This is a genomic window from Rickettsiales endosymbiont of Stachyamoeba lipophora (genome assembly GCF_003932735.1).
Classification (GTDB): Bacteria; Pseudomonadota; Alphaproteobacteria; order Rickettsiales; family 33-17; genus RICK01.
Map to the genome: position 1 here is coordinate 696,690 of NZ_CP033611.1, position 26,345 is coordinate 723,034.

The 26,345-nt window shown below is 34.0% G+C and carries 24 protein-coding genes, 2 tRNA genes and 1 pseudogene; 10 read left to right on the forward strand and 17 right to left on the reverse strand.

All coding sequences use genetic code 11. The features are described 5' to 3' along the window. Positions 1-70: 70 nt before the first annotated feature. The 4 genes from EF513_RS03175 to tmk form a co-directional block, all read right to left on the reverse strand. Complete coding sequence (locus tag EF513_RS03175) at positions 71-625, reverse strand: hypothetical protein (protein ID WP_125215971.1); 555 nt, start codon at positions 623-625, stop codon at positions 71-73. Between the two features lie 100 nt (positions 626-725). Then, positions 726-914, reverse strand: a complete 189-nt coding sequence (locus EF513_RS03180) for a hypothetical protein (protein WP_125215972.1) — start codon at positions 912-914, stop codon at positions 726-728. 63 nt (positions 915-977) lie between these two features. Beyond that, complete coding sequence (locus tag EF513_RS03185) at positions 978-1,295, reverse strand: DUF721 domain-containing protein (RefSeq protein ID WP_125215973.1); 318 nt, start codon at positions 1,293-1,295, stop codon at positions 978-980. A gap of 1 nt (position 1,296) precedes the next feature. Further along, positions 1,297-1,938 carry a dTMP kinase gene (gene tmk, locus EF513_RS03190; protein ID WP_125215974.1) on the reverse strand — a complete coding sequence of 214 codons (642 nt, stop codon included), beginning with the start codon at positions 1,936-1,938 and terminating at the stop codon, positions 1,297-1,299. A gap of 99 nt (positions 1,939-2,037) precedes the next feature. On the opposite strand from tmk, the gene EF513_RS03195 reads away from it, so the two are divergent. The 6 genes from EF513_RS03195 (at position 2,038) to EF513_RS03215 (ending at position 5,723) form a co-directional block, all read left to right on the forward strand. Then, entirely contained in the window at positions 2,038-2,448 is a 411-nt protein-coding gene (locus EF513_RS03195; protein ID WP_125215975.1) for a Fur family transcriptional regulator, read from the forward strand. Positions 2,449-2,509: 61 nt separating this feature from the next. Next, on the forward strand, positions 2,510-3,850 hold the full coding sequence (miaB, locus tag EF513_RS03200; protein WP_125215976.1) for a tRNA (N6-isopentenyl adenosine(37)-C2)-methylthiotransferase MiaB: 1,341 nt from the start codon (positions 2,510-2,512) through the stop codon (positions 3,848-3,850). Positions 3,851-3,861: 11 nt separating this feature from the next. Then, the gene (locus EF513_RS03205; RefSeq protein ID WP_125215977.1) at positions 3,862-4,722 is read left to right on the forward strand and encodes a DMT family transporter; all 861 of its coding nucleotides are present in this window, start codon (positions 3,862-3,864) and stop codon (positions 4,720-4,722) included. After that, on the forward strand, positions 4,723-5,235 hold the full coding sequence (ybeY, locus tag EF513_RS03210) for an rRNA maturation RNase YbeY (RefSeq protein WP_125215978.1): 513 nt from the start codon (positions 4,723-4,725) through the stop codon (positions 5,233-5,235). A gap of 156 nt (positions 5,236-5,391) precedes the next feature. Continuing rightward, positions 5,392-5,538: a hypothetical protein gene (locus EF513_RS07875; RefSeq protein ID WP_164503810.1), complete on the forward strand. Its 147-nt coding sequence runs from the start codon at positions 5,392-5,394 to the stop codon at positions 5,536-5,538. 110 nt (positions 5,539-5,648) lie between these two features. Then, a tRNA-Thr gene (locus EF513_RS03215) sits at positions 5,649-5,723 on the forward strand. On the opposite strand, the gene EF513_RS03220 is transcribed toward EF513_RS03215, so the two are convergent. Then, a complete protein-coding gene (locus tag EF513_RS03220; protein WP_125215979.1) occupies positions 5,724-6,389 on the reverse strand; it encodes a COQ9 family protein in 666 nt (221 codons plus the stop codon). It abuts the tRNA gene before it with no gap. A gap of 97 nt (positions 6,390-6,486) precedes the next feature. On the opposite strand from EF513_RS03220, the gene rpsU reads away from it, so the two are divergent. Continuing rightward, a complete protein-coding gene (rpsU, locus tag EF513_RS03225; RefSeq protein ID WP_206425212.1) occupies positions 6,487-6,690 on the forward strand; it encodes a 30S ribosomal protein S21 in 204 nt (67 codons plus the stop codon). Positions 6,691-7,525: 835 nt separating this feature from the next. Here the strand turns inward: rpsU and EF513_RS08140 are convergent. The 9 genes and pseudogenes from EF513_RS08140 to EF513_RS03260 form a co-directional block, all read right to left on the reverse strand. Beyond that, positions 7,526-7,612, reverse strand: a pseudogene (locus EF513_RS08140) (IS1595 family transposase); the annotation flags it as partial. A gap of 10 nt (positions 7,613-7,622) precedes the next feature. Next, entirely contained in the window at positions 7,623-7,790 is a 168-nt protein-coding gene (locus tag EF513_RS07880) for a transposase (protein ID WP_164503811.1), read from the reverse strand. Between the two features lie 471 nt (positions 7,791-8,261). After that, positions 8,262-10,829, reverse strand: coding sequence for an ATP-dependent chaperone ClpB (clpB, locus tag EF513_RS03230; RefSeq protein WP_125215981.1), 2,568 nt, complete (start codon positions 10,827-10,829; stop codon positions 8,262-8,264). Between the two features lie 75 nt (positions 10,830-10,904). Then, entirely contained in the window at positions 10,905-11,858 is a 954-nt protein-coding gene (locus tag EF513_RS03235; RefSeq protein ID WP_125215982.1) for a hypothetical protein, read from the reverse strand. Further along, positions 11,845-12,468, reverse strand: a complete 624-nt coding sequence (locus EF513_RS03240; RefSeq protein WP_125215983.1) for a DedA family protein — start codon at positions 12,466-12,468, stop codon at positions 11,845-11,847. Before EF513_RS03240 ends, EF513_RS03235 begins: the two co-directional genes overlap by 14 nt. Before the next feature lie 112 nt (positions 12,469-12,580). Beyond that, positions 12,581-13,438, reverse strand: a complete 858-nt coding sequence (locus EF513_RS03245; RefSeq protein ID WP_125215984.1) for a YihY/virulence factor BrkB family protein — start codon at positions 13,436-13,438, stop codon at positions 12,581-12,583. Beyond that, positions 13,429-14,403 (reverse strand): NAD(P)H-dependent glycerol-3-phosphate dehydrogenase, encoded by a 975-nt coding sequence (locus EF513_RS03250; RefSeq protein ID WP_125215985.1) that lies wholly within the window; start codon positions 14,401-14,403, stop codon positions 13,429-13,431. Before EF513_RS03250 ends, EF513_RS03245 begins: the two co-directional genes overlap by 10 nt. Beyond that, on the reverse strand, positions 14,388-17,558 hold the full coding sequence (gene ileS / locus EF513_RS03255; protein ID WP_410528583.1) for an isoleucine--tRNA ligase: 3,171 nt from the start codon (positions 17,556-17,558) through the stop codon (positions 14,388-14,390). The genes EF513_RS03250 and ileS overlap by 16 nt, the downstream gene beginning before the upstream one ends. A 164-nt stretch (positions 17,559-17,722) precedes the next feature. Continuing rightward, a complete protein-coding gene (locus EF513_RS03260; RefSeq protein WP_125215987.1) occupies positions 17,723-18,520 on the reverse strand; it encodes a hypothetical protein in 798 nt (265 codons plus the stop codon). 214 nt (positions 18,521-18,734) lie between these two features. Here EF513_RS03260 and EF513_RS03265 point away from each other — a divergent pair. Next, positions 18,735-18,811 (forward strand) — tRNA-Arg (locus EF513_RS03265). A 766-nt stretch (positions 18,812-19,577) separates the two neighbouring features. Then, complete coding sequence (locus EF513_RS03270) at positions 19,578-21,410, forward strand: hypothetical protein (protein ID WP_125215988.1); 1,833 nt, start codon at positions 19,578-19,580, stop codon at positions 21,408-21,410. Positions 21,411-22,204: 794 nt separating this feature from the next. Here EF513_RS03270 and EF513_RS03275 read toward each other — a convergent pair. Both EF513_RS03275 and EF513_RS03280 read right to left on the reverse strand, forming a co-directional pair. Next, entirely contained in the window at positions 22,205-22,822 is a 618-nt protein-coding gene (locus tag EF513_RS03275; RefSeq protein WP_206425213.1) for an alternative oxidase, read from the reverse strand. A gap of 32 nt (positions 22,823-22,854) precedes the next feature. Further along, positions 22,855-23,283, reverse strand: a complete 429-nt coding sequence (locus EF513_RS03280) for a group III truncated hemoglobin (protein WP_125215990.1) — start codon at positions 23,281-23,283, stop codon at positions 22,855-22,857. Between the two features lie 228 nt (positions 23,284-23,511). On the opposite strand from EF513_RS03280, the gene EF513_RS03285 reads away from it, so the two are divergent. Continuing rightward, positions 23,512-24,546: an MBL fold metallo-hydrolase gene (locus EF513_RS03285; protein WP_125215991.1), complete on the forward strand. Its 1,035-nt coding sequence runs from the start codon at positions 23,512-23,514 to the stop codon at positions 24,544-24,546. A 240-nt stretch (positions 24,547-24,786) separates the two neighbouring features. Here the strand turns inward: EF513_RS03285 and EF513_RS03290 are convergent, their stop codons facing one another. Next, positions 24,787-26,331: a DHA2 family efflux MFS transporter permease subunit gene (locus EF513_RS03290; protein ID WP_125215992.1), complete on the reverse strand. Its 1,545-nt coding sequence runs from the start codon at positions 26,329-26,331 to the stop codon at positions 24,787-24,789. Positions 26,332-26,345: the final 14 nt, after the last annotated feature.

A 26,345-nucleotide genomic window follows, 5' to 3' on the forward strand; every position in this document is an offset into this window, starting at 1 on the left:
CTAATTCATAAATTTATTAACACTCAAGAGTCTTTGTAAATCAGTAAGTTATAAAATTGTTTATTTTTGTCTAAAAATGGTTGGTCGATTTAGTGTTAGTAGAGCTATTAATATCATGATTTCGCTGGGATGAGAATTTTCTTTCATATAGTTTTTCTCTATTGCTATTCAATCCTTTAAAAAAAATAGAAGGGATAATTGGTGTGTTATGTTCGGTAGATTGAGATTTTATTACAATATCTGTCCAGTAGGCGTCTGAAAAATTATGAAATGACAACTGCTCTTCTAGTTGATCAAAAGCCATTAATTCCTGATGAGTCGAAAAGCTAAATGTTTCCCCGCCAATAGTTAATTCTTTTAAGTTGGCACATTGCTTAATGCTATTAGTCATAAGTTTAATGTAATCAGGAGCAATATAGGTATTATTAATTTTAAGAGTAGTCAGTTGTATAAATTTTGGTAAATATTCGGCAATTATTTCAAATGCTTGCAAGGACAAAGTATTGTTGCTTAAATCCAAGTGAGTTATTTTATCGGCTGCAAGGCTTTGAAATAATTTTTGAAATTCAGTAGTATCTAAAGTATCCAGTATTGAGCTGTAATGCTCATTAAAATCAACTTTCATGCTACCATGTACCTTAAATTAAATAAATTGGCCAAGCTTTTATATTAAAAAATTAATATAAGCAATTGTTAATTTATTCAAAATAATAGAATTTCAGTCTTTATCGTAAATGTCCAGGATTTTTAGTGTTTTTATTTTTTGCCTGTTGTACGGAGATATCAGTAGTAGAAGCTTGCTCTTGAGGTCGAACTTGACTTAGCTTATTAGCGGCTTTAAAAAAAACTTTAAGAGTATTTATAGCCTGAGGAATCGCTTTAGCTATTTTTTGCGGTAAATTATCTACAGTCATAACAACTTTAAACCTTTTAATTTAATAATATCATGAATATTAAAAAATTAACAAATAAAATTGTTAATTTAAAATTTTTATTTTCTCAATAGCCTTGTAACCTAAAATAGCGGTAATACGTCTAATAATATCATTATGAAGAAAGTTAATTTGTACCCCTGCAGAGCTATTTGCTACTTTAATGACTAGTTCCTGATAGTTTCTATTTTCTAATACTATCCGATTGACCTTGTAAGGTATAGTTTGTTTAGCAAAATTAAGTCCCACAACCTGTTCCCAATTTTCAAGTAATTTGCTAATTAATGCACCTTTTTCCTTATATAAAGGTTTCATGATGTTGCTTATTAGCTTGTTTAGCTCTTTAGGACCTGATGGTTTCATTTTACTTATCAAAAAAATTTATTACATTTTTTATAATAGCCTGATGGATAAGCATTTCATCATTATGATCAACGCGTATAACAATATGTTTTTTACTGTTGTGAGCTAAGTGATGAAAATGTTCTTTAATTATTTTCAGTTGATCAAACTTAAGTTCATCATAATAGTTATTATCTTTTCTATTACTTAGTCGTTCTTGGCAAAGGCTAATATCGGCATCCATAAGAATAGTTAAATCAGGCAAAATCTTACTAGTTAATTGGTGAATAGTATTAATTAACTCTTGATCCACTCCATTTAATCCTTGGTAAACAAAGGTGGAATCAATGAACCTATCGCAAATAATTAAATAATCCTGTTGCAATTGTGGCTTAATTAGGTTGGCAACATGCTCGTATCTAGCAGCTTGGAATAACAGCATTTCAGTAATATTAGCAAATTTATTATTCAAAATCACATTTCTTAAAATTTCTGCCTTATCAGTTCCACCAGGTTCGCGCGTTAAAGTGACATTCAAGCCAAGCTTGGTAAAGTGTGCTGCAAGTAACTTACTTTGAGTCGACTTGCCGGAGCCGTCGATACCCTCAATAGCAATAAATTTTCCCTTGAATTTCTGCAAGTTGGTAATGTTATTAATATTCATTGTTCTTTCAATATTGCCTAAATCAGATTTTAAGTGTATTACTTGGCCATCCTTCTCAAATATATGGCCTGTTATCCAAGTATAAAGCGAGAATTTATAATGCCAAACAAAATAGCAATAATATTACAAAGCCAAGGTATAAAGCTTACTGAGCAACGTAAAATTATTGCCGAAGTTATAAGTTCATCAAGTGATCATCCTGATGTTGAAGAACTTCACAAACGAGCTTCAAATATTGATGCTAACATTAGCTTAGCAACTGTATATCGTACCGTAAAGTTATTTGAAGAAATGGGGGTAATTGAAAAACATGATTTTGGTGATGGCAGATCAAGATATGAAGAAATAAGTGATGATCATCATGATCACTTAATAGATTTAAAAACTGGAAAGGTAATAGAGTTTCATAGTGAAGAAATTGAAAAATTACAGCAAGAAATTGTAGCTAAGCTCGGTTATAAGCTAGTAGACCATCGTTTAGAATTATATTGCGTACCCCTTGAAGAGTAATTTTTAAAGTAACAATAAATTTAAATTTCAAAATTAAGTAAATTTAAGAGCCCAAGAAATTATGAATAGTAATCAAAATAATTTAAAAAAATTATATATTAAAACCTATGGTTGCCAGATGAATGTAGAAGATTCACACCGGATGACCGATATTATGCGCCCGCATGGCTATCAAATTACTGAAGAGCCTGATCACGCGGATATAGTAATTTTAAACACCTGCCATATTAGAGAAAAAGCCACCGAGAAAGTATATTCAGAACTTGGAATGATTAGAGATTTCAAACAACAAAACAAGCCTAATATGGTAATTGGAGTGGCAGGATGCGTAGGACAGGCTGAAGGTGATGCTATTTTTAAGCGTGCGCCTTATGTGGATATTGTGGTAGGACCTCAAGCTTATGGAAATTTACCGGATATGGTGCATCAAGTAGTACGTAACGGAGCTAAACATCTACTCAGTTTAGATTTTAAAGCAGAAGCTAAATTTGACGCTTTGCCAGAAGAATCTATGCCGCAAGGGGCTTCCGCATTTTTAACTGTACAAGAAGGGTGCGATAAATTTTGTACTTTTTGTGTGGTACCTTACACCCGTGGAGCAGAATTTTCTCGTCCAGTAGAGCATGTATACCGCGAAGCTTTAAAACTCGCGTCCCAGGGAGCAAAAGAAATAACTTTACTAGGGCAAAATGTCACAGCATATCATGGGGCTTCAGATCAAGGTGAACAAAGCTTAGCCAAATTAATTACAATGATTACTAAAATTGAAGGCATTGAGCGCATTCGCTATACTACCTCTCATCCTAAAGATATGACTAATGATCTAATTGAACTTCATGGGATTGAGCCCAAATTAATGCCATATCTGCATCTGCCTGTGCAATCTGGTTCGGACCGAATTTTAAAACTGATGAACCGTAAGCATTCAAGGGACTTATATTTACAAATTATTGATAAGTTTAGAAAAGCACGCTCTGATATGGCTTTCTCCTCAGATTTTATTGTTGGATTCCCAGGGGAAACCGATCAAGATTTTGAAGATACTATGGATTTAATCAGACAAGTACAGTTTACCCAGTGTTATTCCTTTAAATATAGTACCAGGCCTGGTACCCCGGCTGCCATGCAGGAAAATCAAATACCTGAAGAAGTTAAATCAGAGCGCTTAAGAAGATTGCAGCAATTATTATTATTACAACAGCAGGAATTTAATAATGCTTGCGTCGGAAAAATTCTGCCAGTATTGTTGGAAAAGAAAGGAAAATATGAAACCCAAGCGGTTGGTAAAACACCTTATATGCAGCCAGTGCATGTGGTGGGTGGCGAAAAATTAATCAACACTCTACAAAATATTCGTCTAACCGAAGTAACTGCCAATAGCTTGAAAGGTGAATTAGTTTAGATAAGGATATTATGATGGGTAGAGCTGACTTAAGAGGTATTGCTTGGAAAGTAGTAAATTTGCTAATTTTTAGCATAATTACAATATTGGCAAAATTCATTTCTCCTAATACTCACTATTTTCTTACCTTTGTATACAGCATGGGCTTTGCTGCAATTTTTTTAAACGCCATGAGATTATTACTCAAGCGCAAAATTAATATAGCAAACATTAAGCTGTATGTAATGCGAGGTCTATTAAATGTATTAGGGTTAACTACCTGGTTCTATGCATTGACCTTAACTACCGCGTCAGAAGCTGTAGCAATTTCTTTTGTTACGCCAATTCTAGCAATGATTATTGCCAAGTTATATTTATCAGAAAAAATTCATGTGTCTTCAGTGGTTTCAGTAATATTGGGGTTATTTGGGGCGTTATATATAGTTCACCCCAATAATATGGAAATAAATTATGGTAATATTTTAAGTTTGTTTTCAGCATGTGTGTGGGCAATACATGATGTGATTTCTAAAGTGCAAACTAGATATGAAAAAATATTTGATCAGACTTATTTCATATTTATGATCACTGCTATATTTTCTTTACCCCTTCATTTATGGCAATTAGAGGTGCCACCTATAAGAGATTTAATTATTGCAGCTGTCATGGGTTTTCTGTTTGTTTGTAATGTGCTGGTGATCTATAAATCTTATTCTATAACTGATTTAGTAGTAGTAATGCCCATTAGCTTCTTAAGGTTAATATTTACCTCGTTGTTGGCTTTCATATGTTTTGATGAAACAGTATCAACTCAAACCGTTAATGGATCTTTGATAATTCTTTGTGCAAGTCTTGTCATGATTTATCCAGTCATAAAAAAGCGTTTTATCTAAATGCCTAAGTTTAATATTTATCCTTATTTTGAATTTCAGGAAGCTAAATGGCATAAATTTAAAGGTGTTAAAGCTTATACTGGCTTTATTATTACCGATACCTTAAATTATGTATCAAATGATCTTATCAGCCAAGCTAAAGAAATTGAGCTTAGTATAATACTTACCAATGATGAGTATATTAGACCGTTAAAGAAAGAATATCTAGGATTAGACCAGGCTACTAATGTACTATCTTTTCCTTCGCTTGAGTTTCAAGAAGGAAAGCTAATCTCTCAACATGAGGTGACTGAAGGGCATGCGTATTTAGGTGAAATTATTGTTTCATTTAATACCTTAGAGCGTGAATCTAAAGAGCAAAATAAAAGTTTTAATTATCACTATACCCATCTTATTATTCATAGTGTACTGCATTTACTCGGATTTGATCATATTAACAATGATGAAGCTGCAAGAATGGAGGAGTTGGAGGAACAACTGCTAAGAAAACTCCTTAACGAATATCATGAATAAAGTAATCTAGCAATAAACATATCAATTGGCTAAATGATTTAAGTTTTAATTAATATAACGCCTTGATATTAGCAAGGCATTTATATATAAGTTACTAACAAAATAATGGAGTCTTAACTGTTATCCATATTATTGATAATTTAGAAGAGTACTGTAATGATAAGCCTTCTCTTCATCACAGAGAATAATCTTTATACTGAGAACAATATTACTAACTTTAATTATTTGAAGACCATCCTAAGTAACACTGAAAAAAATGATGAGATAATGGCCTTAGAGATAGAGGACTATTATAAGAGCTGATTAAAAAACTATATTATAAATAATAAAAAATAGTTTTCTTCCTGAGTAAATTAAAAGTAAATTATTGACCAATTTCTAATATTCCAGTAAATTACTCACCATTAAAAGTAGCCGTAGTAGCACAGGGGTAGTGCAACCGCCTTGTAAGCGGTAGGTCGGGGGTTCAAATCCCTCCTGCGGCACCACTATCCTACACTCCCGCTTTTCGCTTTAGCCCAAATATATCTTATTACTGGAATTCTACTGAGCTTAAATTGATCAAATATGCCGCTAATATTACTTTTAACTTTACCAATCTTAAGAATTTGCTCAATTTTATTTTCTAAAAAGCGCCAGGTAAGATGAGTATCTTCAGAATTATCCTCAAACCAATATGTTAAAGTAGTAAAATATACATACGATAATAAGCCGCGTTTGGAATAATAGTTAAAGTCCAAAGCTCTATCTCCAGCAATGCGCCAAATTTGATCTGCACTTTGCCATAATATTTCAAAGCCAAAACCAAGTTTATTAGGACAAACAAACATACTAGCTCCGGTCCTTAACGCATCTTTGAATTGCTTGGCCGCTAATATTCTTGTTTTAGTAAGATAAAAGATTTTTTCTCTAACTTTTAAACTAGCTAAATATTTATGGTCTATCTGCGCTTTCATTAATTCATCAATTTGAGTAATGATAGCTTGAAAGATATCTATAAAACCTTTAGGGAAATAAACTTGAGCAAGATTTGGATCTAAATTATTATTTTGAAATGACATATAAACATTCTTTTTGGTCCATCCCTCAAAATGAATGTTTGCTACGAAGCTATTAATAACTAGTTTTTTATCTTGTATAATTGATGATTCCATGTTATTTTATACTGTGATTTTAAGTCATTCTAGAAAATTATTAATTTTCTGTCAAAATAAGTTTCACTTTTGGAAAAAATAAAAGGAGGTATTGTTAGTGGTTTCTGTCGTAGTTGTTAACGGTAATGTTGATCAAGCGCTTCGTAACGTGAAGAAAAAAATGCAAAAAGAAGGCGTTTTCCGTGAGATGAAGCTAGGTCGTCATTATGAAAAACCTTCCGTAAAAAAGAAGCGTAAGCAAGAAGAGTCAGAGCGTCGTATGCGCAAGCTCAAAAAAAAGATGGACGATGAAAGTTGCTAAAATCCTCTTTATCAAGTTCAAACCCACCAATTTTTGGTGGGTTTTTTTATTGTTATAGTTAGTAGCGATGCTAGTATGTATATGTATGGTAATGATTGTATCAATTGCGGATAAGAATTATTATCAACCTGATTATTAGAGTTACGGTGCCACTCCTCTCTCTGGGCAGGTCTAACTTCTTTTGCTTAGTTTAGTTGCACCACTTTGACCTTAGCATAAACAAATTTTATATTAAGAAATAATAATGTACCGATTGAAAAAGAAAGGAGCTGGGTAAATATTAAATAAACTTAAGCAATTGAGACGCAACCTTATTATATAATAATTATATAATACAAGTAATAAAGAGAAGAAGTACACAACACATGATAAGAATAGAACCCGGCGATTTATAAAAGGAGTATATTTATCATTGTATAAAATACACAATGGCAAAAGCTACGTAATACCATATATGGAATGCTTTCATTGCCGCAGGAAAGCGCATATGGTGCCCTCTTATTGTCTTTTTTGTTAGTAAATGCTGATGAAATATATCTTGATTAATTCAACTATTATCCATGCTCATTCATATTCCGCCGTATATATAAAATGACATATAGTTGGAACGTAAAAAGTATTGCTCTATGGTTCAGACAATCGCAATAATATTACTCAAGCTATTTGCCAGTTAATGGCTTTAACGCGTCCCGAGCTATGGTTGATAACAGCATGTTTTGATTGAGCAAACAAATTACAAATTTACAGTCTGGCTATATCTCCCCAGAAACCCCGTAGAATTTTTAGATATTACAATAATTATTTTAGCTCTTGATTAGATTAGAAAGGATTGTTTAAGAATCAAGCCATCATAAGCTTTCCAGCCATCTGTATAGATTGTTGAAACCCCGAGGATCTTACCTTGGATCCTTGGCATTAGGCTTTTCCTAGCACTATTGGTAATAATTTCTACGTAAACATCTGTCATGTTTTATACCACAAATGCCGGAGTTTACCAGCTGCTCTCGGCCTCTTTTGCCACTAACGCGCTTGGCGGCAAAGTAACTCTCATCAACCTCTATCTCGCCACTTATTTTATCTTCTTTAGTTAATTCTATCAAATATTAACGGATTTTATTATAGATTCGGTTGATAATTTTGCAATTTAAATTACATATTACTGATGTATCTGATTATTTTTCTAAATTTCTCCTCAGAAATCTTGGCAATTTTTAAGTATTTATTTTTCCTTGCTTTCCTCATGCCTTTAACATTATTAAGCTATGCTAATCTGATCAAAACCATTATTTTTATAAAAAATGCCCTCTTATAGAATACTTCTTTAATAAAATTAAACCCTTTAGGCGTTTTTTTTCACTTTGATAAAAGGCCTCCTTTTTGTTGGCGCCTTGGTTTTTACCTCTGTCATTATTTGGCTAACACAGTGGCACCCCCACCGAGCAAAATCTCTCTTGTAGCTCAAAAGCTTATCCCTAAAGTCTTATAATAAAATTTCCTTCATAGAATCTCGTTATACAATTGGCATTTGTTGACAATAAATCTAAATTAATGCAAATTTAGTAAAAGCCTAATTACTCTACTTTAAATTCCAATCCAGCCTTTGCTTTGTTTACTGTAACAGTCTTGCCACTCAGTTCTTCTTCTAAAATCATCATGGCCAACCTATCTTGTATTTCTCTTTGTATTACTCGTTTAAGGGGCCGTGCGCCATATACAGGATCATATCCTTTTTCAGCCAAATAATTTAAAGCATCATCGGTTACATTCAAATTAATTTCTTGTTCTACCAGGTGTTTAGCCAGTTTTTGAATTTGAATTTTTACAATATCATACATATGTTCTTTAGCTAATCTATGGAATAATATAACCTCATCCAACCTATTAATAAATTCAGGTCGAAACGATAAGCTCATACGCTCCATAATTTGGGGTTTAACTGATTCTATATCTTCCCCCTCTTTTAAATTAGCTATTAGGTCTGAACCAATGTTGGAAGTAAACACAATAATTGTATTACAAAAATTAACCAACTTACCGTGACTATCCGTAAGCCGCCCTTCATCTAAAACCTGCAACATCAAATTAAATACATCCGGATGCGCTTTTTCCACTTCATCAAATAATATTACTTGGTAAGGTCTCCTTCTTACCGCTTCTGTTAAATATCCACCCTGTTCATATCCCACATATCCAGGAGGAGATCCAATTAACCGTGAAATACTATGCTTTTCCATGTATTCCGACATATCAATTCTAAGAATAGCATGCTCATCATCAAATAGAAAATTAGCCAACGCTTTACAAAGCTCAGTTTTACCAACCCCTGTAGGTCCTAAGAAAAAGAAACTACCAAGCGGCCTATTTTTATCACCAATTCCCGCTCGCGCACGTCTAACCGCATTACTTATAGCCCTAATAGCTTCATTTTGGCCTATTACCGCTTTGGATAGGTAACTTTCCATTTTTAAGAGTTTTTCACGTTCTCCTACCACTAACCTTTCAATGGGAATACCTGTCCATTTACCAACAATGGCTGCTATATCCTTATCCGTAACCACTTGATTGAGCAAACCATTACTAGTACCTTGAGAATATTCTTCTAGCTTTTGACTAAGACCAGGAATCACTCCGTATCTTAATTCACCAGCCCGGGCTAAATCGCCTTGTCTTTGTACCATTTCTAATTCGATTTTAGCTTGTTCAAGCTGCTCCTTAATTTTATGAATTTCTGTTATTTTTAATTTCTCGGCTTGCCACTTACTCTCTAAATCTTGCTCTTCTTTTTCATATTGTTCTATCTCTTTTTCAATTACTTTAAGGCGGTCTTGAGAAGCTTTATCAGTCTCTTTCTTTAAGGCTTCCGCCTCAATTTTAAGCTGAATAATTTTCCGATCTAACTCATCAAGTTGTTCAGGCTTACTATCAATTTGCATTTTTAGCCTACTAGCAGCTTCATCCATTAAATCGATAGCTTTATCAGGCAAAAATCGATCTGTTATATACCTATCTGCAAGAGTAGCGCTAGCTATAATAGCGCTATCGCTAATTCTCACCCCATGATGCAGTTCATATTTTTCTTTAAGTCCGCGCAGAATAGAAATTGAATCTACCACTGACGGTTCATTTACATATACTGATTGAAATCTACGCGCTAAAGCAGCATCTTTCTCAATATACTTACGATACTCATCTAAGGTGGTAGCCCCTATACAATGTAATTCACCACGAGCCAGGGCCGGCTTTAATAAATTTGATGCATCCATTGCTCCTTCAGTAGCGCCTGCTCCTACTAAAGTATGCAGTTCATCAATAAATAATATTATTTCACCCTCTGAGCGAATAATTTCTTTTAAAACTGCTTTTAAGCGCTCTTCAAATTCTCCACGGTATTTGGCCCCGGCAATTAAGGCACCTAAATCCAAGGATACTAATCGCCTATTTTTAAGGTTTTCTGGTACATCACCTTTAACTATTCTAGCTGCTAATCCTTCAACTATAGCCGTTTTACCTACTCCAGGTTCGCCAATCAAAACCGGGTTATTTTTGGTTCTTCTGGATAAAACTTGTATAGTTCTTCTAATTTCCTCATCTCGACCTATTACCGGATCAATTTTATTTTGCCTTGCTTTCTCAGTAACATCTTGGGCATATTTTTTAAGAGCTTGGTAGCTTTCTTCACTATGTTGTGACTCCACCGTAGCTCCTCCCCGAAGTTGATCTATTATTGCTGTTATTTTTTGATGGGTTAAATCATGCTTTTCTAAAATCTTTTTAGCCTGGGAATCAATCACTAACATTGCCTCGAGCATACGTTCGGTTGTGATATACTGATCTCCATTCTTCTTAGCTAAATTTTCTGCTTCTTGAAATAGTTTAGCAAATTCATTAGATAAATAAGTTTGGGTATTAGCACCCTCCACTCTTGGAATTTTGCTTATCTCATTTTCTATATCAGCCTTTAATAAATTCACATTTATATTACAACTAGCTAGCAAGCCAGTAATAAACCCTTCGTTATCATCAATCATCTGCTTAAGCAAATGTATAAGTTGCAATTGTTGATGGTTGCTTGCTACAGCGAAATTATGGGCAGATTGAATTAATCCTTGGGCTTTGATGGTATAATTATCTATTTTCATAAATTTACCGTAATTTGTATTATTTATTTTTATATGGTAGCAATAACTACTAAAAACAAGTTACAAAAAGTAAATTTATAGAGATGGATATTTATATTCTGCTGAAATAATTTTAACCTCTAGCGCAAAACCATCTTTGTGAGGGAGTATTATATTCTCAAAAATTTGCGGAGAATGTTTAAATTCCTCTTTTAATTGCGCATAATTAAAATATGTCACAGCGGTAGTATTGAGTTGCAAATCATAAAGCAAGCTTAGCAACCTTGGCGAAAGATGATCATTAATCTTAACTTTAATAAGATTGTTAGTTTTGGCATAATGATCATATTGAAACTGCTTATCAATACTAACGATATTGTAATTAATAGCCACTTCTGCACCACATCCAGGAATTATTCCATAAAAATTTATAGGACTTTTATAAAATTCAGGCATTTGGCGTTTAACTTTCATAGTTTCAATAAGGTATTTTTTATTGCCAACCATAGTGATATTCATAATTTCACCTGGATGCATTTTAGCAATGACTGAATCCAAACCATCCACATACTCATTATTACCCAGGGTAATATCTTTAATTAGATTATCATGATGATTTTTTATTGTAACAATGGACCCGCAACCGAGAGGCGTACCTGGTACTTGATGTTCAAGCCGCACATCTAAAATACCATTATACTGCTCAAAATTTTTAATTTCTGTCGTAATTTGCCGGCTAGGCTTAATCATTTGTTCTAAAAAATTTTTTCCTTGCTCAGTTTCAGCGAAGCTTGCAATTACTCCAGCTAATTTCCTTTCTAAATATCCCGCTTTAATATTATCATCACAAGCAGGGTTTTTTAGTGAATCTTCAATATCTGTATTATCTTTAGATGAAGTAGTGCTACCAGGAACTGGTGCAGGCTTGGCTGCTGCTATCTTTTCAACTACGCTAGTGGTCGCAACTATCTCATTACCATAATTTTTAAATATAAAATAAGCAATTATTCCAATTGCACATAATTTAAGCCAAGTATTATTGATCAACATTAGTTTTATTCTTTATTTGCTGCTTATAAATATAGTATGCAACTAAGATTATAGCAAATGCAATAAAAACCGTACTAACAATTGAAAGTATTTCATGAATTTTCTCTTCATTGCGACCGATAAAGTAACCAACAAATAATAAAGTGGTCATCCAGAAACCGCCACCCAGAGCAGTAAACAGGCTAAAGCTAGCTAAATTCATTTTTGCAAGTCCAGCAGGGAACGAAATAAAATGCCTAAGTCCTGGGATTAATCTACCGGTAAAAGTGGATATTGCTCCATGTTTATTGAAAAATTTTTCTATTTTAGCTAATTTTTCATCATTCATAAAAAGATAGGAACCATAATCCAGTAGCAGCTTCCTACCATACCGATATGCAATATAATAACTAAGCAACGAACCTAAAACCGTTCCAAGTATACTGGTTAAAATTACCGCCCACATAGACATTTCACCTTGATAGATTAGATAGCCTACCGGTATCATAGTAATTTCACTTGGTATCGGCAAAAAAGTACTTTCTAAAAAGGTCATTAGGAACACACCCACATAACCTGTTTTATGAGCAAAATCAACCAACCATTCCAGACTTATTAAAATAAAATCCATACTAACAATATCTTAATTAACTCAATTAAATTAACAATAAACTTAAAATTTATTAACATCAACTTTTTCTAAAAACAATTTTAAATTAATGTGCACACATTTGTTATTTCATTTAAAATTGTTTTTTAGCTTTAAAATGATAATTAAATTCCGCACCAAAAATAAAAATAATATTGATAATATAAAAAAATAGTAAAGTAATAATTATACCTTCTAAGCTTCCATAGATCAGATTTACCTGGTTAAAACTTCTTAAATAACTAGAGAATAACTGCCCTGCTATAATCCAGCCAGCAACTACTAAAATACATCCAGGTACCAATTCCTTAAAGGTAAGTTTTAAATTAGTTACAAAATAATTTAGAGAAGTAACAAATACAAGCAAAACCATAAATAAGCTAATATTTTTTACAATCGCTAGGTTAGCCAGATTAAATTCTAGCAGAGAATGATCTAGGCCTGCAATACTTAAAATTTTTAAAGCAATAGGAGGCAAGACTAAAATAATTACTAAAATAAATATTAATAAAAATATCATAATCAAAAACTGCATGATTGATAGTAATCTACGTAGTAAATATGGCGGAGGAGAGGAAACCCTATAAGCCTTATTCAAAATAGTTCTTAAGCCTTCTATTGCCGAAGAAGCTGTCCATAAAGCTCCTAAAATTGCTATAGTTACAATACTATGAGGTGGACCAGAAATTATCTCTTGAATACGCGGCTTCAACGCTTCAGCTACATAATCAGGCAAGTTATTTAAAAATGCTTTAATAAAATTATCCACTACCGGTAATTGTCCTATTTCACCAGCTAATGTTATAAAAATTATTAAAAAGGGAAATAGGGAAAGAATGGTAACAAACGACATATAACCAGCATGTTCAATACCATCATGTTTGATTAAATCGGCAATTGCTTTCCAAAAGGTTTTAAAAAAATTTTTTATTATGCTACGTTTTATAGCCATATATTAGCACTTCTAAACGCATCAATTGGCTCTTCACCGCTTAAAACTTGATAAATTAAATTAAATATTGGCAGACTAATATCCTTCTGATCAAGCAATTTTTTTAAACTAAAGGTAGTCTTAAATCCTTCAACTAATTGCGGCCTGGATAAAATCTCTTCAACTTGAATTTTATTGCTGCCAAGTTCTATTCCTAAGTTATGATTTCTTAGCTTAAAACTAGTACAGCTTAGAATTAAATCACCCATACCTGCTGCTGAGAACATGGTATCTGCCTTGCCACCAAAATGCTCTAGCAAAAGTCTGATTTCATTAATACCATTGTTAAAAAAGCTTGCCACTGCATTATCACCAATTTCAAGCCCTCTAACAATCCCGCAACCAATAGCCAATACATTTTTAACCGCTCCTAGCAACTCTACTCCGCGAAGATCGTTACTATATTCACACTTAAAATTATGGTTAGTCATTAGCTCACTGTATTTTTGTGCCTCATGTAGATTAGCAGATGCTATAACAGTCCGAGCTGGTAATCCTAATGCCACCTCAAAAGCATAGTTAGGACCAGAAATAACCCCCACAGAAGTTTTTAATTTGCTAGCTACTATTTCACTTAAAAACTCTAGACTTAATGCATCAATTCCTTTAGCAGCTATTAACACTAGTTTATTTTTAAACAATTCACTCTCAACATTTGATACAAACTCTTTAATAGTCTGGGCAGGCAACGCAATTATTATCATTTGAGTATCAACCAGAGCATCTGCCAGATTAGCAGTAGCTTTAATAATTTCTGGTATGGCGATTCCATGCAGATAACTACGGTTTTGATGTTCATTATTTATTTCATTAATGGTATCTAAATTCCTTGCGCAAATTGTGGGTTCAAAACCTACTCTACTTAAATGAATAGCCAACGCAGTTCCCCAAGAACCACTACCTAAAACTGCTACTTTTTCTGGCATATTTTAGCACTAATTGTAAATTGTATATCTTCTATTTGTTGAGCTGATTCTTCAGGTTTGTTACTGATTTGAATATGACTTAGGGTTTGGTCTTCTATAAAGGCTTTATATTCGCCTATCACTTTCTGCAGCTCATGGTTATCACTATTAATTCTTACATCTACATGGTCAGACACTTCAAAATCACTATCCTTTCTGAATTGCTGGATTGCTCTAATTAAATCTCTAGCCACGCCCTCATTATAGAGTTCCGGCGTAATATTTAAATCTAAGCTTAAAACCACATCCTGAGTAGAAAGTGCCGCTGTAGATTTTACATCTTTTGGTTCGAGCAATAATTTATGCTCTGCTTTTTTGACTAGGATACCACCAACTATGATATTTTCACCATGAACCTGCCAATCACCCTGTTTTAAAGCTTGCGTAAGAGTTTTAATTTGCTCAGGAATTCTTTTACCTAATAACGGAAAATTCAGCTGCAGCTTAAAAGTAGCAAAGCTCTCAATATTTTCTACAAATTCAACTTCTTTCACATTGGCTTCATCTAAAATAATGTAATTTAGCTCAGCAGCCTGTTCTTTAATATTTTGGCCAGCAATAATCAATTTTCCTAATGGCTGCCTGATTCTAATGTTGGCAGCGTTTCTAATGGAATGAGCAGTATTACAAATATCTTTTACTTTATCCATTTTGGCAATAAGCTTATGATCTATACTTATTTCATTTAACTCCGGCAAACTGCATAAATGTACAGATTGCTCTGGATCTTGATAATCATTTTTAGTTAGCGCTTGATAAATTTCCTCTAAAGTTAAAGGCATCATCGAGGCATACAGCTTACATAAATTAAGTAACACAGTATAAAGCGTATCATATGCTGCTTGCTTGTCCTGATCTTGCTCCGACTTCCAAAACCTAGTTCTATTTCTTCTAATATACCAGTTATTCAGCACATCTAAAAACTGGGTAAACTCTTCACAAGCGGCTACAGTATCAAACTGATTAAGATTTCTAATTACATTTTGTGTAAGCAATGCCAGTTTAGATAAAATATAATTATCAATTAAATTATTACTATGTCTAATCTCACGCGCTTCAATTTGGTCTAAGTTGCCATACAAGGTAAAAAAGTAAAAAGCATTCCACAACGGTTTAATAGTTAAACGCTGAACATCTTTAAGCATATTACCATGCTTATCAATTAATAGCTCTTGACCACGCATAATAGGTGAAGAAAGCATAAGCCATCTTAACGCATCAGCTCCAAATTTTTCAAAAATTTCAATCGGATTTGCATAGTTATTTAGGCGTTTAGAAAGTTTTTGTCCTTTTTCATCTAAAATGACTCCGTGACAAATACAATTTAAAAACGGCGGCTTATCAAATAGAGCGGTTGAAAGCACCATTAAAGTATAAAACCAACCTCTAGTTTGCGCAGTATATTCAACGATGAAATCAGCCGGGAAATTTTCTTCAAACTGCTTTTGGTTTTCAAATGGATAATGTAATTGCCCGTAAGGCATAGAACCACTTTCAAACCAACAATCAAATACATCTTCTACCCTACGCATAACAGACTTACCGGTTGGATCATCTGGATTTGGACGGATTAAACTATCAATAAATGGACGATGCAAATCTTTTACTTCCACCCCAAAATCCCGTTCCAACTCTTCAATTGAACCGTAAACATCAATCCGTGGGTATGCTGGATCACTTGATTTCCATACCGGAATTGGAGTACCCCAAAAACGATTCCTAGATATTGACCAATCTCTGGCATTTTCAAGCCATTTGCCAAATAAGCCTTCTTTGATATGTCCTGGAATCCAGTTAATCTGAGCATTTAATTCCACCATTCGATCTTTAAACTTGGTTACTTCAACATACCAAGAAGGTACCGCCTTATAGATTAGCGGCGTATCAGTCCGCCAGCAATGGGGGTAATTATGTAAATATTGATCCGTTCTGAGCCAGCTACCTTTAATTTTGAGAGCTTTAATGATTTCATCATTAGCTTCAAACACTTGCATCCCTTTAAAGTCATGCACTCTGGAATCAAACCTACCGGCATTATCCACCGGGCAAACAAGCTTAATACCATTTTTTTCACATAAATTTTGGTCATCCTCACCAAAACCCGGAGCAATATGTACAATACCAGTACCATCCCCCTCAACTACAAAATCACCTAACAATATTCTAAAAGCATGAGGTTGCTCAGCAAAATAATCAAATAATGGGGTATAGCTTAAGTTTTCAAGCTCGGCACCTAAAAATTCTTGTAAAATTTTGGGCTCTTCTCCTAACTCTTTTTTATATTGGCTTAAGGATGATTTTGCGAGTATTACAATTTTTCCTTCAAGTTCAACCGCCACGTAACTAATGTCTTTGCCAACGGCAAGAGCAAGGTTAGAAGGTAATGTCCACGGTGTTGTAGTCCAAGCAAGCACAAAGATCGGTAAATTATATTGATCCAGGCTGCTTAGCTTGTTGTTGAGTTTAAATAGCACGGTAATTGCTTTATCTGCGCGCTCTCTATACGAATTATCAAGCCTAGTTTCAAAGTTAGACAGTGGAGTTTCACATGCCCATGAATAAGGCATTACTCGCATTGATTCGTAAACCAAGCCTTTTTTATGCAGCTCTTTAAATGCCCACAATACCGACTCCATGAAATTTTTGTCCATGGTTTTATATTCATTACTAAAGTCCACCCATCTCGCTTGGCGGGTAACATAGCTCTGCCATTCACTGGTATATTTCATCACTGAGGTTTGGCACTGTTGATTAAATTTATCAATCCCAAATTCGGTGATAGCAATTCTGCCACTAATCCCCAGCTCTTTTTCTGCATCCATCTCAGCAGGTAGACCATGACAATCCCAGCCGAATCTGCGCTCTACTCTTTTACCTTGCTGTGTTTGAAATCTGGCCACCATATCTTTAATAAAACCGGTAAGCAAATGACCATAATGCGGTAACCCATTAGCAAAAGGAGGACCATCATAAAAAATGAATTGATTGCTTTTTGGGTTTTTTGCTACTGATTTTTCAAAAATCTTTTGCTCTTGCCAAAATTTTAGAACTTTCTTTTCTACATCAGGCAGGCTTGGATTTGCATCAACTTTAGGATACATTAAATTCCTATAAATTTTGGTTAATTCAGCTTTGGAATATAGTGGAAATTAAGGGCTAATGTCAAATGGCTTTGTCAAATGGATGCGTTTTAGTGATTAATAAGGGTCCAGATTTAGGTAATCTAGACCCTTATATTAAATAAACTAACTAAGCTTTATCGCTAGCTTACTTAAAAAAATCAAGCACGTTGTTGCCAAGCTTCCGTCCCAGCTTCAACTTGACCAACTAAAGTATTTGCATCAGCGGCTGCACCACTTACAATTGAGGAGGAAGTTAAATCAGCTTGCTGTGTTATATCTTCAGCTTTACCACATACTTTTTTAATTCCACTCCATACAGCTCCTGCCACTTTAATTCCGCGTTCTGCTGCATAGCTTGCCACACATCCAAGAGCACAACCCAACATCACTACAAATTTAAGCGCAGCTTCACCTACGTTAGTAACGCTTTTTGCAGCAAAGGATGCTGAGGAGATTATAACTTTGATGTTATCAACGGTTAGTGCTTTAGCAACATCTAATAAATTATCTGTAATATCCTGAAGCCTTGCTCCTATTTCTTTACTTTCAATAGGCCCGCGCGCTTGGATTAAACCGGCTGTTTCCAATAAACCTGCCACTTCAACCACACCACGCCAAGCCTTAACGGTTGCCTCCTGTAAGTTAGCTGCAACACCATATAGCCCTACATCCGTCCCTTTCACTTCCTTTTTAGAGTGCTGCCCACCTCTACTAACGAGGCCACATCTATACATCCCTGTTACAGCTGTAGTAAAATTACTTAATCCTTCTGATAAATCACCAACCATACCTTTTAACTCACTTAAAGGTAATAACTGGTTAGTACCATGTTTTTTAAATTTAGTTTTGTCATCATAAGCAAGGCCCGCTACTAAATTAGCAAAAGCTTGTGAGCATTCCATTGGCTTTAAAGCACTTTTAACTTTGCCACCAACTCTTTCTTTAAAATTACTCATCTTTTTTCTCCTAAAAATTTTTTATTATGCAGCTTATAACCCGCTGTACAATTAAATTAGCATACCATAATTTTACCTCAATTGAAACCAACATTTTAACATCTTGTTAATACCATAGTTATACATTAAATTATAAATGGTTGATTGTAAATCTAACCGTTTTGCTTGCCTAAATTTTACTTTTAGCTACAATGATTTTAAATTATTAGTATCAGAAGCCGTAGCTCAGCAGGATAGAGCATCAGATTCCTAATCTGAGGGTCGCGCGTTCGAATCGCGCCGGTTTCACCAGGGTTTTATAGAGCTGGTTAATCTTATGGGACACCCTTGGGACATTAACCAATAACACTTTACAGCAGTTCACTTTCAAGAAAAATTGATTTTAAGCTAATAAAATTTTGAACAAATTGTCCTACCATTCTATCTCATAGACTACTTTATCAAACCTAAAATCTATATATTTTAATAAATTAAGTAGGCTTTGAATATGATTATCAATCAAATATTGTATCTTTTTACTGAGCTTTGTAGATTATCAACTTCTTCGGGTGGTTAGCTATGGCCACTATAGAAAAACGTATAAATCAAGATAGCAACATATCTTATATAATATAAAAAGACTTGCCAGCTCAAAAGTTTAGTGACTGTGGTGGGATAATTAATTGGAAAGCCTGCGTGCAAGGAAGAGGCAATAATAGCAACTTATTCATATAGCGAGGATCTTGTAAAAATATTAGAAGATTATAGCACTCAGACTGCAACTAGGTATAATATGTTATGCTTACCGCTGTTTCCTAAACTGCCTATATACCCTATATATCTTTACTACATATATTAAACGATCAATGAAGATTTATGCATAAAACCAGAAAAGGTAAACCCAATCATAAGTGAGGGGTATGTATCTCTAAAACCTAATATATTATTGCTGTTATGATAAAAGTAGTGTTGATTTGCTCTCCTTTTCTAGGCTGTAATTTAACAATTTAAATTTAATATTGTATCAAATTATATAAAATGTTAATATAATTTATATTATTTTTTATAGGTATTTTATATGCAAATTACATATGATCAATTTAATCAAACTAAGCATAGTAGTATACCTTATAATGATCATATTATTAGAAAAGATAGAGCATTCATTAGTGCACAGCATCAAGATACCCAGTTTGCTCCAGAACGTTATACTGATAATGCAGAAGCAACTGGTTTCATAGAATTTAGAATTGCTATTAAGCCAACAGCAGAAAATTTACAAAAAGCTTTTGAAATAGCTTATCCAATTTTATGTGATAATGGCTTACATAATTGGAAGATTTTAAATTTTCCCGAGGTGGGTACCGATTTACCAAATTGGGATATTTATGCAGGAGATGATCGATTTAGAGATCAAAAAGGCAAAGAACTTTGCTGTTATATTTCATATAACCCACACACCAAGAAAGCTGAAAAAACTAGTGCAGAATATAAGGATCTTATTTTAAAGTTAGTTAAATCCTTTGTGGATAATAATATTGAATTTGGATATTATCCTGCTCAAAGTGACCAAGCGATTAAAACTGAAGAGCATTTGCCAGAATTAGTAACATATATTTCAACTTACAAAACCCGTAATAGGTCTGATGGCCTAACCAACGAAACTGATGAAGCAAAGTTTGTAGCAAATGGCTGGGATAGAAACCCTCTTTTAGACATTAAGTTAACCTCAATTGATTACCAAAATTATGGCATATCATTGTCAAAACTACTTCAAATAAAGCGTGAACAAACTGCTTATTCCGTTGATCATTATACTTTTGCACGTGAAAAAATTCATGAAGAACTTCAGTTATTTCTTACAGATAAATTGGGTGAACAACCATGGCTTAAACAAATCATTGAGATAAGCGATAAATTAATGGCTAAGCCGCCACTCACAGATGATCCACAAGCGGAAAGAAAGAACATTAAAGATATTTTAGATAAATATAAAACTGCTTCCCCTAAAGCATACATGTTAAGTAGCTTATTAGATGGCGACACATTTGAGCCTGATAATTTTAGGCACTTTCATAATGAAGTATTAAAAATAAAAAGCTATCTGGAAAAGGATTTACAAATCGTTAAGCAGGAAATAATTTCTGCTAAATTATTAGGAACTAACGATGGGTTATCTGCGCAATTAGATAAGGTTACTAGTAAAGCTTATATGTATCCAGATAAGATTAAGGTGCTTAAAAATAGCATATATAACCTAGCTAGGGAAAAGGCCAGAAGTGATCAATATATAGCAAATAACCCAACATATTACCAAACTTGTAGGGTAGCAAGTGTAAAACAAAATAGTTTGTGGGACAGGTTAATAAGTTGGAGTAATAACCATGTTAAAGCAGCTAATATGATAAGCATTGTGGGTAGCCCATTATTATTTATCCCTACTGTTATCTTTGGTACAGCTTTATCTAAAAGAGATCCCAACCAAGTATTAGAGTTAGCTCAAGGTTTAATAGCAGGTAGCGATCAGCTAGCCGCCGCTGGAACAAAAGCTAGATATTCTAAATTTTATAAAATTCAAGATGCTGCGGCTCAGATGCGCTATTTAGCAAAGGAGATTAATACCACTCAAAAAGGTTTAAATGGAACAAAAAGTGATAAATTCTTACAAGCACTAAATAAAATTTTAGAGGTTGGCACCTTAGTTCAAGATGAAGCGACTAACCGCAGGGCACAAAGCTTGAATTCAGACTTAAATAAAATATTACCGCAAGTATTTACAATAAAATCAATAGGTTATGCTGCCTCCTCAGCGCCTACCAAAGGAATAACCGCCAGTGATAGCCGCCGACCTACCTCTACCCCGAGCGCCACTCCCTCAGCACCTTTCAAAGGAAGAGGGGGACGGCAGTAAAGGAATATTCTGGTAAGGATCAATTATCATTACGAGCACAACGAAGACAAGCCTGCTTTAAAGCTTGTTTTGAGAAATACTTATTTTGCAAAACGAAATAACATTTAAAATTGTGCATTGGAACAATTTGGCGTCTATCAAATTAGCTTTTGTCTAATTGGGTTAAAATTAGCACTTCTTTATCTAAAGGTTTTGTAGATACTTTCAGTCAAACTTGCGAATATATGGATATTAATTATCTTGTACTAGTTTTATTTGCCCAGAAAGTATTAGTGAATTATTATCTGGAAATAATAAACATATTGAATTTATTAAAATTGACACAAAGATTTGCGGTATGTCAATTTGCTAAATTATAAGTAAGTATAAAAATCTTTTGCCTCCACGGGACATTGGTGGGACACAAATACAAAATCTCTTGATAGCCTTGCAAATCTTTGCTATTAGCTACTGCACTTGATTGTGAATTATATGCTATATAAGATTCCTAATCTGAGGGTCGTGCGTTCGAATCGCGCCGATTTCACCAAGAGTTTAAAACTTGGCGTTCGATGATCCGGTTCTTTTGAAGGTGCCAATTTATAACCTCTACAACAACACAACCCACCTTAAATCTATGTATATTCACCTGGTAAATGAACTAGCTTTAAGCTGGCAAACATAGAGCATACTGCTATCCAGCTTGCATATCTTATATGTATTTTAAATTATAAACCCTTTGGTCGTTATTCTCTCAAAATATATCCAACACTGGCCAACCTTGTGAGCAACCTAACAGCTTATTATATAAAACTTTATCCGTTTTGAACTTTGTTTATGGTGAGTGAATTAGCAAAATCATGGTTTACATCTCTGTGCTCCGCTTCATCATCGCGTACAGCCAGCACTACATCACGCAAAGTAGCATCAACAGGTAAATTCCAATAGTCTATAGCAATTTGTGGAGCTAAAATGTTTTTTATACGTCCATTATCAATATCTTCTAAATAACGGGTATAGCTTACTATAGCTTCTTCTTCGAAATAGCCGACCAAACGATGCGCTGTCTTAGGGGAGATCAAATAAAGCAAGAAGAACGCATTAAAAAATATCCCCTGAGTTATTAGAATGATCATGCGTTCAAACCAATTAGGTTTAGCAATTTCTATAAATGTCATTAGATGCATCCTCTCGTTTTCGGCTTCATCTAATAATGTTTTAATCCATCCATTATCCGGGCATTGTTTACGCAAGCATCTTAAATGAATCAACATTCCGCCAACCATACCAGGCACTGCAGCAACCGTTTCAAGTATTACGGCTCTATGGCCATAACGTTTTTGAAAGAAAGAATCTGCTACCCAGCGTAAAAACTTACACATAACCATAGCAAATCGATCAGATAAGCTAGCTGGAATATGATGTACTGACAAGTTTGGTGTAATATTTTTCATAACAGAATTCCTTATAAATTTAAGTTACCGCGATAAAACGCAATACCACGCATGAGACTATCTGCAATCTTTTGTGCCTTATCTATAAAAAACTCGGCAGCTTCTTTAGGGCATATGCTATATGCATTTTCTTCAAATAATGCTATCCACCTTACGAAATGCTCTTCCTGCAACCCAGGTAGCACAACATGCTTAGGTAGTGGTTGCCCCTTATAGCGACCCGTGGATAAAGCAACCCCAGACCAGAAATCACACATTGTAGCTAAATGCTCATCCCAATTATTATTTATTTTATCTTGGAAAATCGGCCCTATAAATGGATCAGCTTTAATCTTGGCATAAAAGCTATGCACCAGACTAGAGACCATTGATTCGGTAATGCCTACAGAACCTCCGATGTTGCGACTAAAATTAGAATTTATCTGCAGCTTATTAGGCATAATTAATTATACAATTTTATTAAGTTGTATTTATACTATTTAATAATTAATTGTATCAAAATTAACATACTAAGCAACAGCTTTAAAATATATTGTTTTGCAAAAATTATATGCTCCTAACTTATATATTGATTCTAAGTCATAGATTAGCTAAGATTCCTCATCTAAGGATTACACGTTGGGATTAGTGCTGGTTGCTTTCACCATTTTTTATTATTCTTTTTTACCATGCTCAAAAGTTTTCTGATAATTAACATTATTATTCTTGGTATTATCTATTTATGCTTTAAGTTTCAAAGCTATTACCAAGGCCCTAAAACTGATCACTATGACGGCAAGAAATTTCGAGACCCTTTTTATGATAATAAAAAAGCTAATTTTTCTTTTTTAAAGTGGAAACTTAATGGTGATCCTGCCCGCTGGCCTGGAAGAATTGAGATTAAATCATATGATAAACCTCCTGCAAAAATTGCAGATAGCTCCATTAGGGTATCCATGGTAGGACACTCAACTGTATTAATTCAAACCAGCAATCTAAATATTCTTACAGACCCAGTGTGGAGCGAAAGAGCAAGCCCAGTTAAGTTTATTGGACCCAAAAGAGTTACTCCTCCAGGAATTAAATTCGAAGATCTACCTAAAATTGATGTGGTACTAGTTTCTCATAATCATTACGATCATTTAGATCTCGTCACTTTAAAGCAATTATGGGATAAGTTTCAACCCTTAATTATTACCCCTTTAGGTAATGAAAGCATTATACACAGTACCGACCAAGCTATAGAGGTTAAAGCCTTAGATTGGGGTGATTCGGTAACCTATAATAAGTTGAAATTTAATTTAGAATATGCACGCCACTGGTCAGCCAGAAATTTGCATGATCGCAACAAAGCCTTATGGGGTAGCTTTGTAATTGAAACACCTACTAAAAAAATGTATTTCGCAGGTGATACAGGTTATGGTAAACATTTTAAAGAATTAAACTATAAATATGGCAATTTTGATTTAAGTTTAATTCCAATTGGTGCTTATAAACCCGAATGGTTTATGCAATTTTCACATACCTCCCCTGAAGAAGCAGTAAAGGCTCATCTAGATTTAGACAGCAAATTAAGCATAGCACTACATCATAACACCTTTAAGCTTTCTGATGAAGCAATTGAAGATCCGGCACAAGACCTAACCAACAGTCTTAAACAAAATAATTTAAGCTCGAATGATTTTAAAATTCTAAATGCTGGTGAGTTTATTTTAATAAAATAGTTTTGCCAGGCCATTATTCAATAACAATAGTATTTAAGAATAACCCTATGCTTTTGCTTACTGCGTTGTGAAAAGATTAAGCGTTCAGTTCACTAATGTGCAAAACCGGTATAACAGGAGGCTGATATGGGTTAGTAAAACTGTGCTAATCACAAGCACAATACAAGCCCTTATAGCTCTTAAGCTAAATTAATGTTTAACATCAACCTTTGAGACCACACTTAAGTATTTTAATAAAACTTAATGTCCTACCGCGCTATCATCTATTTCTTTAGGCTTTTCTAAAAATGGCATAATTATAATGCTGGCCCAAAAGAATATGGCCAAGATTACAAAACAATCATTAATCGAGATAACTAGAGCTTCCCTAAGTAAGATATTATTATATAGTCTAATTGCTGCCACATCACTAAAATTATTGCCTATGGACAATAAGCGTTCTTTTAGCATAGTAAAAACTTGCATAAATTGTAAGGATCCCGTGCTAATATGCTGTTTCATTTCGGCATAATAAATTTTATTATGATTAACAATATAGCCATTAATTTTAGCAAGCATAATCGCCCCCCCTAAATTACGCGTAAGGTTATAAAGGCCGCTGGCAAATTTAATTTGCTCCGGGGGTAAGGTACCAAAAGTAATAGTATTAATCGGCAAGAAACAAAACATGAGTGACATACCTCTTACTGCTTGCGGTAAGAATAGATGCATAAAACCTTCATCATGGGTTAAAAAACTATCTAGATAGCAACCAAGACCAAACAAACTAAAGCCTACAAATAACATTATTCTTAAATCTACTTTACTAGATAATATTCCGGCAATTGGGGCCGAAAGAAATTGAAACACTCCTGTAACTGCTACATACATACCAATTTGGAAGCTATTAAGCCCCTTCACTGCACCTAAATAGAGCGGCAATAAATACACTGCGGAATACATTCCACTGCCAATAATGAAACTAAAAATGCAACCTGCTGTAAAATTTTTATTTTTAAAAGAACTAAAATCGATTATAGGATTTTGATATTTTAACTCTCTATCAATGAGTAAAATAAAGCTAATTAACGAAATTATGGATAAAACCGTAATTTTTAGGCTATCAAACCAATCTTCCTTAACCCCTTCCTCCAGGATATATTGCAAGGGTCCTAAGCAAGTAATAATATAAAATATCCCTATGAAATCGATTGATTTAAATAACTGGAATTCGGGCTTATCTACATCAATCAGTAAATAAGTTAAGGTACTAACTGCAATTCCAGGAATCACATTAATTAGAAACATATAATGCCAGGAATATTGCTCAGTGAGATAACCACCCAAGATTGGTCCCACAGTTGGAGCAATTGTTACCACTAATCCTACCAATACTGTAATTTTAGAATGCATTTTTTTAGGAAACATCGTAAAAATAGTTGAAAATACTGTAGGGATCATTCCTCCACTAAAGAATCCTTGAATAGCTCTGAATACAATCATGGACTCCAAATCCCAGGAGAACGCACATAACACGCTCATTACTGTAAAAATCGCTGCTGAAATGGTATAAAACAACCTAGTAGACAAAGCTTTAGCAAGCCAACCTGATAAAGGAATCATAATTACTTCAGCAATCAGATAAGAAGTTTGCACCCAGGTAATTTCATCTTGGGAAGCAGAAAGTCCTGCTTGGATTTCCTTTAAAGAACTTGCCACAATTTGAATGTCCAGAATGGCCATAAACATTCCTACAATCATGGCCACAAATCCTATCCAATCTTTTATTGATAGTTCTCGCTGCATAGATAGATACTTTT

Bases quoted from the DNA above. Each gene is read 5' to 3' on its own strand.
- EF513_RS03175 (WP_125215971.1), bottom strand. From the start codon at position 625: ATGAAAGTTGATTTTAATGAGCATTACAGCTCAATACTGGATACTTTA.
- EF513_RS03180 (WP_125215972.1), bottom strand. From the start codon at position 914: ATGACTGTAGATAATTTACCGCAAAAAATAGCTAAAGCGATTCCTCAG.
- EF513_RS03185 (WP_125215973.1), bottom strand. From the start codon at position 1,295: ATGAAACCATCAGGTCCTAAAGAGCTAAACAAGCTAATAAGCAACATC.
- tmk (WP_125215974.1), bottom strand. From the start codon at position 1,938: ATGAATATTAATAACATTACCAACTTGCAGAAATTCAAGGGAAAATTT.
- EF513_RS03195 (WP_125215975.1), top strand. From the start codon at position 2,038: ATGCCAAACAAAATAGCAATAATATTACAAAGCCAAGGTATAAAGCTT.
- miaB (WP_125215976.1), top strand. From the start codon at position 2,510: ATGAATAGTAATCAAAATAATTTAAAAAAATTATATATTAAAACCTAT.
- EF513_RS03205 (WP_125215977.1), top strand. From the start codon at position 3,862: ATGATGGGTAGAGCTGACTTAAGAGGTATTGCTTGGAAAGTAGTAAAT.
- ybeY (WP_125215978.1), top strand. From the start codon at position 4,723: ATGCCTAAGTTTAATATTTATCCTTATTTTGAATTTCAGGAAGCTAAA.
- EF513_RS07875 (WP_164503810.1), top strand. From the start codon at position 5,392: ATGATAAGCCTTCTCTTCATCACAGAGAATAATCTTTATACTGAGAAC.
- EF513_RS03220 (WP_125215979.1), bottom strand. From the start codon at position 6,389: ATGGAATCATCAATTATACAAGATAAAAAACTAGTTATTAATAGCTTC.
- clpB (WP_125215981.1), bottom strand. From the start codon at position 10,829: ATGAAAATAGATAATTATACCATCAAAGCCCAAGGATTAATTCAATCT.
- EF513_RS03235 (WP_125215982.1), bottom strand. From the start codon at position 11,858: ATGTTGATCAATAATACTTGGCTTAAATTATGTGCAATTGGAATAATT.
- EF513_RS03240 (WP_125215983.1), bottom strand. From the start codon at position 12,468: ATGGATTTTATTTTAATAAGTCTGGAATGGTTGGTTGATTTTGCTCAT.
- EF513_RS03245 (WP_125215984.1), bottom strand. From the start codon at position 13,438: ATGGCTATAAAACGTAGCATAATAAAAAATTTTTTTAAAACCTTTTGG.
- EF513_RS03250 (WP_125215985.1), bottom strand. From the start codon at position 14,403: ATGCCAGAAAAAGTAGCAGTTTTAGGTAGTGGTTCTTGGGGAACTGCG.
- EF513_RS03260 (WP_125215987.1), bottom strand. From the start codon at position 18,520: ATGAGTAATTTTAAAGAAAGAGTTGGTGGCAAAGTTAAAAGTGCTTTA.
- EF513_RS03270 (WP_125215988.1), top strand. From the start codon at position 19,578: ATGCAAATTACATATGATCAATTTAATCAAACTAAGCATAGTAGTATA.
- EF513_RS03280 (WP_125215990.1), bottom strand. From the start codon at position 23,283: ATGCCTAATAAGCTGCAGATAAATTCTAATTTTAGTCGCAACATCGGA.
- EF513_RS03285 (WP_125215991.1), top strand. From the start codon at position 23,512: ATGCTCAAAAGTTTTCTGATAATTAACATTATTATTCTTGGTATTATC.
- EF513_RS03290 (WP_125215992.1), bottom strand. From the start codon at position 26,331: ATGCAGCGAGAACTATCAATAAAAGATTGGATAGGATTTGTGGCCATG.